Source organism: Paenibacillus sp. NPDC058177, from assembly GCF_042883835.1.
Taxonomy (GTDB): domain Bacteria; phylum Bacillota; class Bacilli; order Paenibacillales; family Paenibacillaceae; genus Paenibacillus_AQ; species Paenibacillus_AQ agri.
The window spans coordinates 159,028-173,488 of record NZ_JBHVVB010000006.1 but is presented as its reverse complement, the minus strand read 5'-3'; the positions used below and the strand labels follow the sequence as shown (position 1 = coordinate 173,488).

The following is a 14,461-nucleotide window of genomic DNA, read 5'->3' as shown; positions in this document are numbered from 1 at the left end:
AAAAGATAAGCTACTGTTTATAAGATACGCGGCTGTTCCCCGGCGGGTGACGGTGAAAGCCTGTAGTACCAAATCCTTTCAGCATAGCCTGGCCGAATTCAAGCCATCCTAACGATTGTTACATTGGACACCCATTACATTTAGAGATGGAGGATGAATTCATGTTGCGATCTAAAATCAGCATGTCCGTTTCCGCCGCATTGCTGCTCGGTATGGTCAGTCTTACCGGGTGTGGTGCCAACAACACGGCAGGAAACACGGTTCATACGAAAAGTGTCCGGGGAACACATGATGGCAGGCTGTCCGTGAATTCGGTGCGCGGAGGGAACCAAATCCGCAACTACGACAAATTAGAAATGAGTCAAAAGCTGGCTGACCGTGTAGCTTCCTTGCCGGAAGTTCGCTCCGCCAATGTTATGCTTGCCGGCAGGTCAGCATACGTTGCTGTAACCCTTGACCGTTCGACTACCCAGCCGAATGCCTTGGGAACAGGGCGTTACGGGACGCGTTCTTCATCCACAACACATGGCCTGGGGAATGGCAGAACGAATGGCTATACTGATGGCGGCCTGTACGGCACCAGCGGAACAGGTCTGGGTGGGAGTGCTTACAGTCCTGGACTTGGTGCAAAAGGAACTTACAACCCGGGCCATGGAATAACAGGTACCGGTAACGGTGCGCTTGGCACAGGACGCAATATGGCTGGCGTCGGCGGAACAGGTGCGGGTGTAGGCGTAAACACTAACCGTGGTTACGGGATGCGAAGCACAGGTACAGGGTCTTACAATGACCGTGGAATAACGGGACTTGGTACTACGAACACAACAACACCAGCCAGAAACACTAAGCTTGAAGAGGATAATGTGACTCAGGCGATCAAGGATAAGATCGCGGCCGAGATTAAAAAGACCTCGCCGAATATCGATGCCGTGTATGTATCCGCCAATCCGGATTTCGTGGAACGCTTTAACGTATATGCTGAAGAGGCGCGCGCCGGACACCCGCTAAAGGGCTTTGCCGACGAATTCCGTACAATGGTAGAGCGCATTTTCCCAACCCGCAGTCACTAACCCTTGGTTAGTATTTCTGGAGAACTCCCGGATTAATCGTCATTTTTAACATGATCGGCACAAAAAAAGCAGCAGCCCCGCCGAAGCGTGGGACTGCTGCTTTCTTCATTTAACTTTGCCGCTGTTGCTTGCGGCCGCGAATCCACACTTCTTGTAGTTGAAGCTTGTCGTCGAGCAACAGGATATCCGCTTGCTTGCCGGCTTCCAGCGAGCCGATTTTCTGTTCGAGGCCCAGCGATACCGCCGGAGTCAAGCTGGCTGCACGGGAGGCTTCTTCCAGACTGATTCCTGCTTGCTGAATCAGGAATTGAAAACCGCGAATCATCGTTAGCGTGCTGCCGGCAAGAGCGCCTGGATTATCACGGAGAGTGGCGATACCATCTTTAACGGTGACTGGTAAATCACCAATTTTATATTCCCCGTCACTGAGTCCGGTCGCTGACATGGCATCCGTGATCAGCAAGAGATTGCCGTCATTCTTCAACTGAGCCAGCAGGGCCACCATGGCGGGATGGACATGAATCCCGTCGGCAATAATCTCTCCGCGTATGCGTTTGTCGGATAATACGGCTCCCACCGTCCCCGGTTTACGATGATGAAGCGGCGTCATCGCATTGAATGTATGCACGGCCTGATTCAAGCCAGCGTCTGCCGCGGCAATGACTTCTTCATAAGTTGCATCGGTATGACCGAGAGCAGCTGTGATGTCATGCTTGCGGAGCCAACGGATCGCTTCCAGCGCACCTTCGCGTTCCGGTGCCAATGTGACCTGACGGATCATTCCAGGATAGGTATGTTCCCATTGCTCCAGCCAGTCAATATTAGCTGGGACAATATGCTCCGGATTCTGGGCACCCGGCCATTTGTGGCTAATGAACGGGCCTTCCAGATGCACTCCCGCTAGCTGTGCATAAGGCATTTCCTTGGAAAGGTAGACATGTACTTCTTCCAGAACACGGTCGATATCAGCTTTGGTGGCCGTCATCGTGGTAGCCAGCATAGTTGTTGTTCCCTGGGTACTGTGGAACTTTGTAATGGCGTCAATAGAATCATTATCACTGTACATAAAATCATATCCTGCTCCGCCATGAACGTGAACATCCACAAAGCCAGGGAGCAACAGGTCATTGTCATGGTGACTTGCTTCCCAGTTAGCATAGGCTGAAGGCAGTTCATGAGCTTCCCCGGCATAGAGAATTCGCTCTCCAGAGATCGCAAGCACGCCTTGCGGAATCAGACCGTTCGGAGTCAGCACTTTACCATACAATAATTCGCCGTTTGTTGCCGTTATTTCAGCCATTTTCCTGCACCTTCATCCAGCAGCACGACTACGTTCGGGTGACTTTGCAGCAAGGAGGCCGGGCATTGAGTGGTGATAGGGCCCTCAATGGCATTGCGGATAGCTTCGGCTTTCTCTTCGCCACGGACCAGAAGGACGATCTGCTTGGCTTTCAGGATGCCGCCGATTCCCATTGTGACCGCCTGACGGGGCACATCCTCCAGCTTATCGAAGAAACGGGCATTGGCCTCCCGTGTACCTTCCAGCAAGTCTACCACATGGGTACCGCTGCTCAGGCTGGCATCCGGTTCGTTGAAGCCGATGTGGCCATTGCTCCCGATGCCGAGAATCTGCAGGTCCACCGGGCCGTTCTCTTCCAGCATCCGGTCATAGGCGGCACATTCTGCGCTAGGATCAGATGCATTGCCATCAGGCACATGGGTCCGCGAGAGATCAATATCAATATGATTGAATAAATGCTCGTTCATGAAGCTGCGGTAGCTCTGCGGATGATCCGCAGGCAAGCCTACGTATTCGTCAAGATTATAAGAGGATGCCTTGGCAAAGCTGACCAGACCCTTTTTGTGCATGTCTACAAGCCGGGCGTAAACACCTACTGGCGAGCTACCGGTAGCCAGGCCGAGCACGGCTTTAGGGTTGCTTTGCAGCAGGGTTGCAATCAGATTGGCACCTGTTTGTACGAAATCCTCTTCACTATGAAATTTTAAAATATTCATTAGGATTGACCTCCTCGTTTATGACGATAATGTTGTACATTCACATAAGATTGCTCCAGCTTAGGAATATAGTCTGTAAATCGCGTACTGACCATTCCGGTGAATAAAATATCAATGATATGCAGTTGTGCAATGCGGGAAGCCATATCACCCCGCCGCATCCCCTTCTCCAGTGAGGAAGAGAAGAGCGGGATATCGGCCAGTGAGGCTAGTGTGCTGCTGCCGTAAGAAGTTAGGGCGATGGTGCTGGCTCCACCGGCACCGGCACAGTTCAAGGCGTCAATCGTTTCGGGGGTTTCCCCGGAGTAGGAGACCGCAAAAGCCACATCGCCCTCGCCGAGCGAGGAGGCAGAAGTAATCTGCATATGGGAGTCTGCGAAGGCTGTGCAGTTCACACCGATGCGAATGAGCTTCTGATAGAAGTCTTGTGCCACGATGGAGGAAGTAGCCATCCCATACAGATCAACACGGCGGGCGCGGCACAGCAGATCTACAGCAGCCTCCAGCCGCTCTATATTAAGCAGCGAAGTGGTATCCCGGATCGAAGCGAGATGATTGTTCTGCATCGCTTCAACGATGGTGGAGAGCGGATTGCCAGCGACAATGTCCTGATAGGAAGAGCCGCCTTCCTGTTGTCCCTGATCGCTGCCAGCAATTTCTGCAGCCAGGTTTACTTTAAAGTCCGGAAAGCCCTTGAAATGAAATACCTTACAGAAACGGGTAACTGTCGCCGGGCTGACGCCGCATTGTTCAGCCAGTTCTGTAATACCCATATGGACAATCTCGGCGGGAGAAGCAAGAATCCGCTCTGCGAGCTTGCGTTCCATTTGCGACAGCTTGGTCATCTCATGCTCCAGAGCATGAAGAATTGGGGACATGACCCACCTCCATTCGTAAATTTTGATTTAAAATTATTTTTACAATTAGTTAATATATTCAGAAAATTATTTTCATAAATAGGATAAAACAAAACGATGAGCGTTGCAAGGGCATCTTTATGAATAAAGTGTGGAAATGACAAAAACCCGCTCGCAACCATTGCGAGACGGGTTTCTGCGGATAATATTAGCTGTGTTCGGCTGGTTAAGCTGCGGTAGGAGACTAAGCTTTGGCAGTTTTGCGGCGCAGCATTTCCCACAGGATGAACAGCAGCACGATCAACTGGGGTAGAAGTGTCTCCCACGTCGGGTACAAGCCCAGCCATCCAATAGAAGGAAAGCCTTCCTGCACATGTGAGGGAATCTTTCCGGCCACTTGAAGGGAATGAATGCTTTCTCCAAGAAAGCGGAACACCAGATAATAGATAAGTACGGTAGCCGTTTTGAAAAAAGCTCCGATGGGCAGTTTCGCACTCAATGCGATTATGGAATAGCCCACAATGATCAGGATTAGCAGTGCGCTTCCGATCCCTATCAGCAGTGAGGAGGTCTTAATCGCAGGGGCCATCCCGACATAAAAGATCGTTGTCTCCGCGCCCTCTCGCAGAATAGCCAGCAGTGAGACAAAGAAGAGTGACCATAGATTGCCCTTGGCCAGCGCTCCATCTACTTGTCTGCCTACATAGTTATTCCAGGAGGCCGTATTCGACTTGCTGTGCAGCCATCGTCCAATGGTCAGCATCATGACCACAGCTACAAGTCCGGTCACGCCCTCGATCATTTCACGTGTGCTCCCGGCTGCCGCTTTGGAAATGGCATAGTAGAGCAGCACCGCCAAGATAGCACTTCCGGCAAGACCGGCCACGGCTCCGGACCAGATCCATTTTTGGGCGCCTTGTTGCTTGCCCCGCTTCACATAAGCGAGCAGAGCGGATAGTACGAGAATGGCTTCCAGTCCTTCACGAAGCAGAATCAGAGCAGCATCCCAGGCCGTGTAGTGTGTTTCTCCTGCAAGTGGGGTCAACTCAGCTGTCATCTGCTCCAGAGTGGCGAGTGCCCGTTCCAGCTTTGGCGGATTGGAGAGCAGATATCCGGTTACAGCTGCACTTTCATTTTCGATACTGGTGTAGACCTTAGGAGAAGCAATCTGTACCTGACCTTCGGCCATCGGCCAGACAGTAATGAACTGTTCCATGATCGCTGCGGCCTTGGCACTATCTCCATCGGTAGCTGCCGCCGAGGCCTGCTTAAGATAGGTAATCAATCCTTCAATGGAGGTATCTTCGCCGGTGATGTTCGGCGTCGCAACGGCTTTGCCCTGGCCGTAATCAGCAAGCAGCTGGTACAGCGCCTTGGCTTCGCTGCGGGCCGATTCTTCACGGCGGGGCTCTGCCTGCAGCGCGATCCGCAGCAGGCTCATCTTCGTCTCCAGCATGCCGTAGACGGCAGGATTATCCTTGCGGATGGCGCGCTCCACCGGCTTCCAGCCGCTTGTTAGAGCGCTGTAGGCCTTCTCCGCGGCGGCCCAGTCGGCGCTCTGCGCCGCATCCCGCGCAGTCTTCGCCGCGGGCAGCAGCTTCTCCGCCGCGCTTCGCCCGGCGGCAGCGGAATCACCGCCGCTATCGCTCGCGGCGGTCACATACGCGTCCACGGCTCTGGCGAGCGTGGACAGTGCGCTCTTGGCGGGCTCGCCGCCGCCCGCCTTAAGTGTGGACGCCGCTTCGGCCAGCGCGGCGTCTACAGCAGCAGCCGGACCGGCGAGTGCCGGGTCCGGCGTGCCTGCGTTCGCGGTGCGCCACAGCGCCGCGAACGTCTCCACATCGGCGGCAGCGTCGCTCCAGCGGCTCTGCCCGGCTTCGACGAGCGCGCTGCCGACGGGCGGCAGCAGCTCATCGTGCCGGGCGCTGCCTTCCGCCGCGAAGCCTGCTGCTGCCGGGAGGGTCAGCAGCAGGCAGATCAAGGCCAGCATGGCGGTTGCCTTAAGCGCCCGCCAGGGATGATGAACAAGAGAGAACATCGGGATAATCCCCTTTCAAGTAAGAAGGCATATGAATAGAAGGCAAGTATAGAGGGCATTTGATATAGGCTCAAATATCGCTGCAAATGCAGTTTACTTTTTTTAATGGAACTAGCCCTAATGTGCTCGTGTAGCCGGGCTTCGTAGCTTCCGAGCTTTTAAGTAATCCCCTTTTTAGTAACTCTCAGGTCACCCGAGCAGCGTGTCTCCAATAAATCCACCCTCGCGAACGCCAGGGAAGCAGGCGAAGACCGCGCTGCCGATATGAACCATATATTCATTCAGGCGGTCATTGCGCGACAAGCGCTGCTGAATCGTCACGAACTGTTTGACGAGATCCCGCTGGAAGCTAATGAATAACAGACCAGCATCAAGCTGGCCGGTCTTGGCGTTCAGTCCGCCGGAATAGGAGTAGGAACGGCGCAGCATTTTGACTGTGCCGTCGCCATGCGCCAGGGCGGAATGGGAATCCGCGGGTATCAGCGGTTTGCCGGACGCATCTGCTGCCTTTAGATCAAGTTTGTCGAACTCGTCCCGGGCGCCAATAGGAGCGCCGCTTTGGCGATGCCGCCCGAAGGTCGCCTCCTGGTCGCTCAGGGATGAACGATCCCATACTTCGATGCGGAACCGGACCCGGCGAACCGCCATATAGGTGCCGCCGTTCATCCAGGCAGGCCCGTCGCCGCTGCCCTGCCAGACGACCTTGTTCATCTCGGCTTCATCGGTAACATCGGGATTCCCGGTGCCGTCCTTGAAGCCGAGCAGATTGCGCGGTGTTCCGTTCTTGGGATCGGCCTCGCCCGTCCGCTGGAACCCTTCCTGGGTCCAGCGCAGCACGGCAGTCCCGCGGGCAATCCGCGCCAGATTGCGGATGGCGTGAAACGCCACCTGCAAGTCGTCTGCGCAGGCCTGCACGCAGAGATCTCCGCCGCACCAGGCGGGATCGAGATTGTCGCCGACAAATGGCGGGAGATCGGCGAGCGAGGAAGGTCGTTGCCCGGCCAACCCGAAACGCTCGTCGAAGAAGGACGGGCCCACGCCAAAGGTGAGTGTGCAGCGGGAAGGGGTTAAACCATCTGCCTCTCCGGTATCGGAAGGTGGCAAATTAGGGCTGTCATTGGTATTGCCGACCAAACGGCCTGTGGTTAGTGCAGCCGCAGCGGTGGTCCATTCCTGTAACAGCTTTTTCACATCGGATAGTTTGGTTGTCGTCAAGTCGAAAGCTGCGAAGTACAGGAAGTTTTGTGCAGGTGTAAGAATGCCAGCCTGGTGGTTGGCATAGAAAGGGATGGAGGAATCAGCCTGCACAGGAGCGACAGGTGCCTTGGCAGTTATTCCTCCCCTCGAAAGCAGACTCCCCATGGCCCCGCCGCCCAGCAGGAGGCCTAGCCCGGTGGCGCCAGTAAGCCGCAGCATATCGCGGCGGCTTACTTTTGTATCCAGCAGTTTCTGGCTGGGCTCTGAATTTGTTGTTGGAGTAGATTGCTTATCCTTATCGTGTTTGTTCATGATGATCACACTCCCAGAATAGTCCCCATGTTAGATAGTGGCTCTGCTAGCGCATCGAGGTTCTGGCTTAATTTGCGGACTTCATCTTCCTTCAGTTCTTGATAGGAGACATAGCCGTCACCGGATTTGAACGGTGCCAGCTCTGCTTGCAGTGCTGCAAATCTTTCACCGATCGTTTGCTCAAGCGCGGCATCTTTTTTGGCCAGCTCCGGTTTGAGCAGTTCATATATTTTCTGTGCGCCCTCTACGTTGGCGACAAAATCGTACAAGTCAGTGTGGGAATAGCGTTCTTCCTCACCGGTAACTTTGGAGGAGGAAACTTCATTCAGCAGTTCAACGGCTCCGGTAACGAGCAGATTGGCATCAATCTCTACCGTCTCCACTTTTGCCCGCAGCAGCTGTGCATCCTTCAGCAACTGGTCCGCGGTCTCCTCGAATCCTGCTGTGGTTTTATCTTCCCAAAGGGCCTTCTCCAGCTTGTGGAAGCCGCGCCATTCCGCAGGATCTACATCATTCTCACGGGCGTCAATATGAGGATCCAAATCACCGAGCGCTTCAGCAATAGGCTCAATCCGCTCATAATACATCCGGGTCGGAGCATACAGCTTCTTGGCCTCTTCAATCTGACCTGCCTTCACGGCGCCCGTGAACTTCTCCGTTTCTTTGACGAATAGATCACATTGCTCGATGACAAACGTGCGGTATTGTTCGATGGCTGATGTAAAGTCTGCAGCCTCAGCCGTTTTAGCGGCATCAGCAGTCGCTGCAGGAGCATTGGTTGCCGTGTTGCTACCCGCTCCATTTGTGGATTGGGCCGTGTTTCCATTGGTATTATTACTTGCGCAGCCGGTGAACAGAATAGAAGCCGCAAGCAGGCTTGCCGGTACAGCATAACTAAATTTCAAATGAGCCACTCCTTTATATATGTGTATGTGAATGATAATCGTTATCAATAATGCTGGAACAATCATAAGTCTGTGTACTTGGGCTGTCAATATAAAATGTGATATTTCTCATTGTTTAGCATTACAGCATAAATAAGGCGGACACCAACAGGTGCCCGCCTTTCATTTTGAACAGGGAAATCCCTCCATTTATCCCTTGATTGCGCCGATTAGTACTCCCTCACACAGAGGAGCGCTCTATCAGTTCATAGTCCAGCTTGCGATGGACGGGCTGGCTTCCGCCATCCCCATGGATCTGCTCATGGATCGTCTGAAAAGCAGCCGCGCCCATCTCGAACAGCTTGTTATCAATTGTGGTCAACCCCAGCAGCTTGCCGATGGGCTGGTTATCAAACCCGATTACGGCGAGGTCTTCAGGAATCCGGATGCCCTGTTTTCCGGCTTCAATCATCAGGGCGGCTGCGACATGATCCCCGGCGACGATGATAGCCTCTGGGCGTTCTTCCATCGCGCTCAGACGATGCAGTAACGCTGCACCATGCTCTTCGTTCAGGCAATCAAATATCATCCATTCTTCATGCAGCGGAAGTCCGCTCTCCCGGTGAAAGTCCCGGAACGCAGACTGACGGATGGAGGAGGAGGAGCCATGTTTTCTTCCGTCACAATAGCCAATGGAACGGTAGCCTTTATCGGCCAAGTATTGCAGACCATGGCGGAAGGCGGCGTAATGTTCGATATAGACAGAGGAGAAGCGGCTTTCCCCGCTGTTCTGGCAAGTGACGATAGGTCCATATGCTGTATATTCCTCGATAACCTCCGGCTTCAGGGAGGTGGATACAATAACCACACCATCGATTTCCTTGTTGCGCAGCATTTCCAACACCTTGAGTTCTTCTTCAGGAAGGTAGTTAGTTTGGCACAGGACCAGCCTGTATTGAGCCAGCAGTGCTTCCTGGGCTAGTCCCTCCATAATGATGGAGAAATAATAGATACGGATTAGCGGCATGATTACTGCGACTGATTTGGTACGTCCGGTGATCAGATGAACAGCGTTCATATTCCGGCGATAATTTAACTGTTCTATGGTATTCAGGACCGCATTCCGTTTGTCCTCGCTGACATAAGGATGATTGTTAAGCACACGCGAGACGGTGGTTACGGACACTCCGGAAATTCGGGCGATTTCTTTAATATTGGCCATCCGCAAGAAAGCCTCCTGAAGTGGATATTGTAGTGATGATCTTATTCTACCACATGATTTTTACTCCCCGAAAATAAAAGGCTTGCTCTGGTATCCATTTCATATTTTACACTGAGGATGCAACAGCATTACCGGACTAAATCGGCGTGACCGCAAGGGCGTGACGAACCGGTAAGGTTAATGTTGCTGTTTTTTTGTTTAGCATAAAGCACAACAAAAAACCTCCTCTCACCCGGTTGGGTGAAAGAAGGCTTAAACGCGTCACTTTCGACAGCACGGTAGCTATATTTTCAGCTCCCCAAGCTTAATCAGCTCGACAACCGCTTGCGAACGGCCTTTTACGTTTAATTTTTGCATGACGTTTGAGATGTGATTTCTGACGGTTTTTTCGCTGATAAACAACAGGCCAGCGATGTCGCGCGTAGTTTTATCCTGAACAAGAAGTTCAAAAACTTCGCGCTCGCGATGCGTTAAAAGAAATTTGCTATGATGTTCGTTCCCTTTCAATGGTGTCACCCCTCCTTGCTCGGGTTTGTTTGGTATAACAAGGTAAAGGGATACAGTCAAAACCATACTATGTATGGGAGATGTTAATGGTGACGTACCCGCTCTAAAATAGGCGGTAGCGGATACAGCAAACCATTTGGTACCAAGACATGCACGCATACAAAAACAAACGACGAAATAAAGAGCCGCCAAATCGGAAATGACTTCCGGTTCGAACGGCTCTGAAGATAAGGATTTAATGAAACTTTATAGTCTTGATCCGCGCTTCTTCTTCGTAAGTGAGCGGACTTGGCGATTGTGGATTGTGCATTTGGCGACTCGTTGTAAACTCGATGCTCTGGTAGTCTTCTCCCCCCGAAGGCATCCCCGGTTGCCAAAATTCAAACACCCATTTTTTAAGTTCCTTCAGACCTGTCAGCATATCCATCATCCTCCTTAGGCGATGAGCTCAACGGTACTTTGTATATTATGTTTACGCTTTCATTATAACATAGAATGATGCAATAAAGTGCGATGTCCACTGGATGGACACAATATTAAATGGAGAAATTATAATTAATATGGGTTTGTGTTCAACGAGAAGAAAAGTGTCTCCTACAAGGAGACACTTTTCTGTGTAAGTCAGAATGGATAGTCGGATAATATAACATTGTCTATTGCGCCCCTGTATTTTACGGTAAATCCCAATTAGAGGGCATAAGCTTCCGGCTGTCCTGCTGACCGTTTCAGGCGCTCGAGTTATATTTATAATTACAATGACGGGTTGTTCTGGGATCATGCTACTATTTAAGTATATTAACAAAAGGAGGTCTATCATGAAAAAGATTGGAATGCTGACGCCGTCATCGAACACGGCTGTTGAGCCTGTAACCGCAGCTATGGCGGCTTCCTTAAGCGAGGTTTCTGTCCATTTTACCCGTTTTAAGCTCACTAAGATCATAATTGGTGACAACAAGCGTGGGGAATCCGATACAGATACATTGTTGGAGGCCGCGTCTTTGCTGATGGATGCTGACGTAGATGTTATTGCTTACAATGCTACTTCCGGGGGATGGCTGGGCGAAGAATCGGATCAGGCATTATGTGACGCGATTACCAGACGGACCGCCAAACCTGCCACAACTTCAATACTAGCCCTACTTGAAGCTATGCGTCTTTATAAAATCAAAACCTACTGTTTAGTTACACCCTTGGTTGACGAGGTGACGAAGCAAGTGATCGAACAGTATAAAAATCAGGGATTTGAGTGTACAGGTTACCGCAATTTTAACATTAAGCTAAACAAAATGAGCAGCGCGATTACGGATAAACAAATTATAGAGGCGGTAAAAGAGTCGTTCATTCCTGGAACGGATGCGATTATCCTGTCAGGGACAAATATGCGTGCTGCCCACCTGGCAACCCCGCTGGAAGAAGAATATGGGGTTCCTGTGTTCGATACCGCGGCGGTAACTTTATGGAAGACTCTCCGATTAATTGGGGCCAACAATGCAGGCATTTCGGGATGGGGACGAATTTTAGAGTAACACAGGAATAACAAATTTCGGGTCCGTGAAGGGCGCCCCAGAATGGGGTGCGCCCCTCTCGGACCCGTTTTTTAATAACGCATATTTAGATGATGTTGGATATTTGTTGAATGAATTGAGAATAGGGGGAATCTGATGGAAAGATCATCCGGATCGTCCGGGACGGATAATTTTTGCCTAGGCGGTAGACGGAGAAGGGTACCGTTTCATGCTGCAGTAGAGTGGGCAGCTCTCCGGTTCCATAGAGACTATGGAAAAATTCCATTGTATCGTACAAGAACGAACTGGGACAGATGGTGTACCCCTGTCCGTCGGAAATCATTTTCAGAATGATGCCTGTCTCGTTAATATTGCAAATATCCTTAGGGATATTTCCCATCAGCTTAAGCATGGTTTCATTAATTAAGGACCGCAGCTGTTGATTGGAGAAGAAGAGGTAAAACGTCTTTTCCAGCAGGGTATTCATGCTCTCGGGATTGTGAAGACAGAGTGGTTTTTCGTTTTTGGGGCCAAGGAGCAGCATCTCATCTTGCATAATGGAGATAGATTCGATTCCAGGTAGCTCCTCGAAATAAGGGACGAACCCAAAATCAATATCTCCAAGAAGAATTAATTCGATAATGACTTCGTTGGAGTCCGATAACATATGATACTTCAGGTCCGGATCAAAGCTGCGCAAGTGGTTCATGATAGGCTTGAACATGGTCCATCCCAGCGGGGTAGCAACACCAATCTTAATGTTGCTGCTATTATCGTTGAATGAATCGCTGAAGTCATCTTGCTCCGGATGAAGCAATTTAATCAAATCGATTAAATTGGAATGATCTTGAAGTTTGGACATGGCCTTAATTTGCTGAATGGCTTTGGTGGCGTTATGAATAATTGATGCTCCTTGCTTGGTCAATTTTACCCCGCTCCGAGTACGCTCCAGTAAGACAAACCCTAATTCCTGCTCCAGTTTTTTTATTCTGATCGTTAACGCGGGTTGAGAGATATGAATTACCTTAGAGGCTTTCGATATACTCTTTTCTCGGGCGATTGTAAGCAAAGAATGCAGATCTGTTAAGTCCATAGGTTCACCCTCCCCATAAGTCCATGTCATTAATGTTGATGCGGTTTCCATTAAAATTCAATAGAGAAAGTTTAATGAGATGCTATTATTTATGTTATATATTCTAACATTTTATATAAAAATAATATCACTTTTAATTTTGATATGCTAATAATTTGCGAAATTTAAGTGTTTAGGGTGTTATTTAATTTTTTTATTATTCAGCACTTGATGGATATGCTAATGTTTTGTCAGGAAGTTTAACATTGTTAACGACATTAAACTTCAAAGCTGACATGAGGTTGTAGGGAGGAGATTTATAGAAATGAAGAGATTATATGCACTCACCGGGGTTGAGCAAGCGAAATTGATACGTGAACGCGAAGTATCGCCGGTTGAAATTGTAGAGCAGGTATTTGACAGAATTCATAGATTAAATCCGGTACTGAACGCCTTTTGCCAGTTGGAGGAAGATCATGCCATGGCGGCTGCGAAACAAGCAGAAGAACAAATTATGAACGGAGAAGAGGTTGGACCGCTTCATGGCGTTCCCTTCCATGCCAAAGACTTGGTGCTGACGAAAGGGATTCGCACTGCTTTTGGTTCGAAAGCTTTTGAGAATTATGTTCCGGATGAAGATGACATTAGCATAGAGCGTCTGAATAAGGCCGGGGGCATTATCATTGGGAAGACGAATGTACCAGAGTTTGGTTATCGGGGCATTAATAAGGTTTTTGGAAATATCCGCAATCCTTGGAATACGGAATTAACCCCGGGTGGTTCCAGCGGTGGTTCTGCTGTTGCAGTCGTAACGGGCATGGGTTCACTCACGGTCGGCAGTGACGGCGGCGGTTCTATCCGTAATCCTGCAAGTTTGACTGGTGTTTATGGATTCAAGCCGTCCTTTGGCCGAGTACCCTTATATCCAGGCTGCCGTGATCCGAAATTCCCGGGAGGAAGCAGTTGGGAAACGCTCGAAGTTATCGGACCCTTAACGCGTACGGTTGAAGATAGCGCACTGATGCTTAGCATCATGAGTGGACCGAGTCACATGGACAGACACAGTCTTCCGGGTAAGCTCGACTTTCTGAAGATCATACAGAATAAAGACATCAAGAACCTTCGAATCGCCTGGAGTGTGGATGCCGGTTATGCGACCGTTGATCCGGAGGTGCGCCGCATTACCTTAGAGGCGGTGAAAGTATTTGAAGAACTGGGCTGTCATGTTGAAGAGGTACATCCTGGCATTTCTAATCCATCTCAAATCTTCGCCGGATTGATCGCCAGGGATACCGACTTCGCCGGGTTACGAAAAATGGCGAAAGAGTATGGGGAGTACATGGACCCTAACTTCGTGAACACCATCAACCGGGTGTGGACTGATGAGCAGTTGACCTCAGCGGCGATGGATAGACAAGCCATTAACATTACAATGAGAAGATTTATGGAAAATTATGATTTGTTTATTGTTCCCGCGCTGTTTGCCCCTGCATTCAAGGTCGGCACTTACGGCCCGACAGAAATCGACGGTAAAAGTGTGCCGGACAATCACTGGTCTTCCTTTAATTGTCTGGCTAATATCACCGGCTTCCCGGCGGCTTCACTTCCTGCCGGCTGGACGGATACCGGACTTCCGGTCGGCTTGCAGTTGATCGGCGGGCATCTGGCAGATGATATCGTCCTCCGCGCTTCCAGCGCATTTGAAGAGGCTCGTCCATGGTTGCCTCATCTGAATGCACTGATTGAACGTTACGACAGATAAACAAAATATCGTTAGAAAT

At 50.5% G+C, this 14,461-nt stretch carries 13 protein-coding genes; 3 read left to right on the top strand and 10 right to left on the bottom strand.

The features are described 5' to 3' along the window. Window positions 1-161 precede the first annotated feature (161 nt). Window positions 162-1,070 (top strand): YhcN/YlaJ family sporulation lipoprotein, encoded by a 909-nt coding sequence (locus ACFVU8_RS22355; protein WP_387430283.1) that lies wholly within the window; start codon window positions 162-164, stop codon window positions 1,068-1,070. A 109-nt stretch (window positions 1,071-1,179) separates the two neighbouring features. Here the strand turns inward: ACFVU8_RS22355 and nagA are convergent, their stop codons facing one another. The 9 genes from nagA to ACFVU8_RS22310 form a co-directional block, all read right to left on the bottom strand. Further along, the gene (gene nagA, locus ACFVU8_RS22350) at window positions 1,180-2,370 is read right to left on the bottom strand and encodes an N-acetylglucosamine-6-phosphate deacetylase (RefSeq protein ID WP_387430281.1); all 1,191 of its coding nucleotides are present in this window, start codon (window positions 2,368-2,370) and stop codon (window positions 1,180-1,182) included. Further along, on the bottom strand, window positions 2,358-3,086 hold the full coding sequence (gene nagB, locus ACFVU8_RS22345; RefSeq protein WP_379469317.1) for a glucosamine-6-phosphate deaminase: 729 nt from the start codon (window positions 3,084-3,086) through the stop codon (window positions 2,358-2,360). Before nagB ends, nagA begins: the two co-directional genes overlap by 13 nt. Then, complete coding sequence (locus tag ACFVU8_RS22340; RefSeq protein ID WP_175370930.1) at window positions 3,086-3,964, bottom strand: MurR/RpiR family transcriptional regulator; 879 nt, start codon at window positions 3,962-3,964, stop codon at window positions 3,086-3,088. The genes nagB and ACFVU8_RS22340 overlap by 1 nt, the downstream gene beginning before the upstream one ends. A gap of 223 nt (window positions 3,965-4,187) precedes the next feature. After that, window positions 4,188-5,981, bottom strand: a complete 1,794-nt coding sequence (locus ACFVU8_RS22335; protein WP_387430279.1) for an FTR1 family iron permease — start codon at window positions 5,979-5,981, stop codon at window positions 4,188-4,190. A gap of 189 nt (window positions 5,982-6,170) precedes the next feature. Next, the gene (efeB, locus tag ACFVU8_RS22330) at window positions 6,171-7,490 is read right to left on the bottom strand and encodes an iron uptake transporter deferrochelatase/peroxidase subunit (protein WP_387430277.1); all 1,320 of its coding nucleotides are present in this window, start codon (window positions 7,488-7,490) and stop codon (window positions 6,171-6,173) included. A 5-nt stretch (window positions 7,491-7,495) separates the two neighbouring features. Next, entirely contained in the window at window positions 7,496-8,395 is a 900-nt protein-coding gene (efeO, locus tag ACFVU8_RS22325; RefSeq protein WP_379469310.1) for an iron uptake system protein EfeO, read from the bottom strand. A gap of 220 nt (window positions 8,396-8,615) precedes the next feature. Then, window positions 8,616-9,596, bottom strand: coding sequence for a LacI family DNA-binding transcriptional regulator (locus ACFVU8_RS22320; protein WP_387430275.1), 981 nt, complete (start codon window positions 9,594-9,596; stop codon window positions 8,616-8,618). 282 nt (window positions 9,597-9,878) lie between these two features. Then, a complete protein-coding gene (locus tag ACFVU8_RS22315; protein ID WP_019908812.1) occupies window positions 9,879-10,103 on the bottom strand; it encodes a helix-turn-helix domain-containing protein in 225 nt (74 codons plus the stop codon). A gap of 235 nt (window positions 10,104-10,338) precedes the next feature. Beyond that, window positions 10,339-10,524, bottom strand: a complete 186-nt coding sequence (locus ACFVU8_RS22310; protein ID WP_175370935.1) for a hypothetical protein — start codon at window positions 10,522-10,524, stop codon at window positions 10,339-10,341. 394 nt (window positions 10,525-10,918) lie between these two features. Here ACFVU8_RS22310 and ACFVU8_RS22305 point away from each other — a divergent pair, with 394 nt between their 5' ends. Then, window positions 10,919-11,629 (top strand): maleate cis-trans isomerase family protein, encoded by a 711-nt coding sequence (locus ACFVU8_RS22305; RefSeq protein ID WP_387430273.1) that lies wholly within the window; start codon window positions 10,919-10,921, stop codon window positions 11,627-11,629. 85 nt (window positions 11,630-11,714) lie between these two features. Here ACFVU8_RS22305 and ACFVU8_RS22300 read toward each other — a convergent pair whose 3' ends face one another. After that, window positions 11,715-12,701, bottom strand: a complete 987-nt coding sequence (locus ACFVU8_RS22300; protein WP_387430271.1) for a LysR family transcriptional regulator — start codon at window positions 12,699-12,701, stop codon at window positions 11,715-11,717. A gap of 304 nt (window positions 12,702-13,005) precedes the next feature. Between ACFVU8_RS22300 and ACFVU8_RS22295 the strand changes: the two genes are divergently transcribed. Then, window positions 13,006-14,442, top strand: a complete 1,437-nt coding sequence (locus ACFVU8_RS22295) for an amidase (RefSeq protein ID WP_379469299.1) — start codon at window positions 13,006-13,008, stop codon at window positions 14,440-14,442. Window positions 14,443-14,461: the final 19 nt, after the last annotated feature.